Below are 2,862 nucleotides of genomic sequence, written 5' to 3'. Positions count from 1 at the left end.
GTAGGTGGAACAAATTAAATGTAAAACCGACATAGGGTTAGGTTAGCGATAGCTTGACGCATTATGTCTAAAGCCAGAAAACGAGCAATTAGAGCCTCAAATAACGATGTTAGTCAGGAGCGCTACGAGCTATACAAAGCGGCATTTGAATGGATCGCTAAATCGATTAGTGAGGGTTTTTATCTAGAAGCAATTAGTCTAGAAGAAAGCTTGATTACCGATCGCCTAGAAAGCTACCTAACGTGGCTCAGTAGAACTGAATTTAGCTTCATGACATTAGGTCAGGTTCAAAAGGCAGTTGAAAAGCATGAAACAGACACCAGTTTACGATCGCTCGTTCTCAATGATCTTGACCAATGGAGACAAGCAAGGAATAAAGCAGCGCATGAGATGGTAAAAATTGAGGACGGAAAGCAGATTAACTGGGGCGATCGAGTAAAGATAAACCAAGAAGTTGCAGAAGCGGGACTCGAGCTAGTTCGCAAGATTGACCAACAAACCCGAAAATTACGCGCCGAATAGTGTAATGTTTCGGGATGCCGGTTTTGAAACTTTGGTTGTTCTATTAAGCTTCTATAATTCCAGTTGATTCGATTACTCTAGGCGCCTAATTCCAGCACGTTCAAGCTGTAATACAAGAGCATTTTCTAGCCGGAATAACGGTTACAACTATCGACAAAAACGGCAATGTCTGCTCGATCGTGGCAACGGCAGACATCACCGCGTCTCAGTCTGCCTGAGTCAGCGCAGAACTAATGGGGCTAATCAGCACCGCAGATTCTCCTGAAAACGGGATTTCTCTGGAGTGCCCAGCCGCCCAAAAGCAGGCGCATTGCCGCCTTCTAGTCTTCATCCAGCGGCAAACCTTGGCGAACCGTGCCTTTGCCAAAGTAGCGACCAAACTGAAGTTCGTAAACCTCATCTTCATCCTGGGTTTCCACCTCAAGGTCCGATCGAGGATAGCTGACACACAGTAAGGCATAGCCCTGCTGCTGAAGCTTGGGAGATAACCCCATCGCTTCGGGCTGGTAGAGATCGCCAGAGAGGATACGGACAGCGCAGCTGGTGCAGGCTCCGTTGCGGCAGGCAAAGGGGAGGTTGGCTCCTTGATTTTCGGCAGACTGGAGGATGTAGCGATCTCTGGGAACCTGAACGGTGTGCAGAGTGTTCGTGCGACGATCGCGGATGCGGACGGTGTAGGAAGTCATGATACAAACGAAATGCCCAAGTTTGGGTCGGTTTTCTGTTATTATTATGATTCTGTGGCTGGTGTTCCCAGCGCAACCCCCTGGAGAGATGGCCGAGTGGTTGAAGGCGCAGCACTGGAAATGCTGTTTACGGGTAACTGTAACGAGGGTTCGAATCCCTCTCTCTCCGTTCTAATTCAGGATTGAACACGTCTGCCCTCTCCTTGCAGGAGCTACTGTGTACCCACAAATCCTCGATCGTCCAAGCGTTTGGATGAACCCGCTATTCCCGCTTGCGGGCAGTACCCCCTCCAGAAGGGCGGAATGGTTAGCGTTGCAGGGTAGCAGCTACGCCTGATAAAGGCAGATGGACTGTTAGGCTAAACCACAATGGGCGTTTGGCGGTAGAGCCGATCGAGCCGTTGCAGAAATGGGGGCTGGGTTTTTTCCCGTAGATCAATCGCGGCGTCAGACCCCGCCAAGAGAGACTTGCTGGCATCGCGAGAAAAAGACTGAACGAACTCGACACGATCGCGGCGTTCTGACTCGACCCGCGCCACCAGCGACGACACACCACCCGATCGACCCGCTGCTAGCCAGCGGCGCATCTCCGCAACAAAAACGCAGCCGTCCTCGAATGCCTGTGTTGCGCCCTGCCCCAGCGTCGGAAACATCGCGTGGGAGCTATCGCCCAAGCACAGCACATGTCCGCGATCGTCGCCAAACGCAAGCGGAATTTCCTGAATCCGCGCCCAGTGGATCTGGTCAATGTGCTCACACACGGCGCTTGCCAAAAAATGACACGCTTTGCTGTAGCCAGCAGGCGGTCGGTAGCAGTTCCACAAAAATTCTGGCGTCTTTGCCGCATCGGGAATTTCCAACGCCTCACCCAGCGGAAATGAACCTGCAATGTAAATCTCATCGCCCGGAATCGCAAACGCCAACAGGCGATGTCCGTTGTGGAACCACTGCTGATAGTCTTCGATCAAATCGCCCGAAGCCGGAACTAGCAGTCGGTAAATGCAAACGCCAAACTGCTTCGGCTCTGGTGCACCAAAAAACGTCTGCCGAACTTGTGAGTAGCGTCCGTCGCAGCCCAACACCAAATCGACGCGATCGATCCGCTGCCGATCGCCCGTCTCCTGATCCTCCACCACGAGATACAGCGGTCCTGCCTCGGATGATTCCGCGTAGCCCAGTTCTAGCAGCGTCGTTTTGTAGCGGACGCGGGCGGCAATGCGCGATCGCAGCTGGCGATACAGATCTGACCAGCGAATCCGAATTCCAGGGTTGTCTGCGACGTGGGACAGCGGCAAGTCCAGTATTACGGTGCCATCGGTCAATCCTGCCACCCACGATCGCCATGGCAGACTGATCCCCGCTGCTTGCAGCGCCGTCGCGAGTTCAGGGTCTTGCTGCTGCAACACCTTGAGCGCATTTGGACCTACGTTCAGCCCAGTGCCCGCCAGTACGTTCTCCTCGGGTCCTCGATCAATGCAGAAAATTTCGATGTCGTCTTGCTGCTGCAACCCGTGGACCACAAGACAGCCCACAACCCCCGCTCCAATCACCGCAACTCTCAGAGGCGTTCTGCTCATGCCGATCGTTTACCTGATAAACCCAGCGACCAACCTATCGTAGGCAGAGCGCCCAAAAGTGTGTTTTGAGATACTGC

General features: G+C 53.1%; 3 protein-coding genes and 1 tRNA gene. 2 read left to right on the top strand and 2 right to left on the bottom strand.

All coding sequences use genetic code 11. The features are described from left to right. Positions 1-270 precede the first annotated feature (270 nt). Entirely contained in the window at positions 271-522 is a 252-nt protein-coding gene (locus H6F43_RS09760) for a hypothetical protein (RefSeq protein ID WP_190342593.1), read from the top strand. A 320-nt stretch (positions 523-842) separates the two neighbouring features. Here H6F43_RS09760 and H6F43_RS09755 read toward each other — a convergent pair whose 3' ends face one another. Then, positions 843-1,208: a 2Fe-2S iron-sulfur cluster-binding protein gene (locus H6F43_RS09755; RefSeq protein ID WP_190342592.1), complete on the bottom strand. Its 366-nt coding sequence runs from the start codon at positions 1,206-1,208 to the stop codon at positions 843-845. A gap of 82 nt (positions 1,209-1,290) precedes the next feature. Between H6F43_RS09755 and H6F43_RS09750 the strand changes: the two genes are divergently transcribed. Then, positions 1,291-1,377: transfer RNA gene (locus tag H6F43_RS09750), tRNA-Ser, on the top strand. Between the two features lie 190 nt (positions 1,378-1,567). Here H6F43_RS09750 and H6F43_RS09745 read toward each other — a convergent pair. Continuing rightward, the gene (locus H6F43_RS09745; RefSeq protein ID WP_190342591.1) at positions 1,568-2,785 is read right to left on the bottom strand and encodes an NAD(P)/FAD-dependent oxidoreductase; all 1,218 of its coding nucleotides are present in this window, start codon (positions 2,783-2,785) and stop codon (positions 1,568-1,570) included. Positions 2,786-2,862: the final 77 nt, after the last annotated feature.

This window comes from Leptolyngbya sp. FACHB-36, from assembly GCF_014695955.1.
Taxonomy (GTDB): domain Bacteria; phylum Cyanobacteriota; class Cyanobacteriia; order Leptolyngbyales; family Leptolyngbyaceae; genus FACHB-36.
This window is presented reverse-complemented; position numbering and strand designations above follow the sequence as displayed.

Excerpts from the sequence above, each read along its gene's own strand:
- H6F43_RS09745 (WP_190342591.1), bottom strand. The coding sequence starts at position 2,785 with ATGAGCAGAACGCCTCTGAGAGTTGCGGTGATTGGAGCGGGGGTTGTG.
- H6F43_RS09755 (WP_190342592.1), bottom strand. The coding sequence starts at position 1,208 with ATGACTTCCTACACCGTCCGCATCCGCGATCGTCGCACGAACACTCTG.
- H6F43_RS09760 (WP_190342593.1), top strand. The coding sequence starts at position 271 with ATGACATTAGGTCAGGTTCAAAAGGCAGTTGAAAAGCATGAAACAGAC.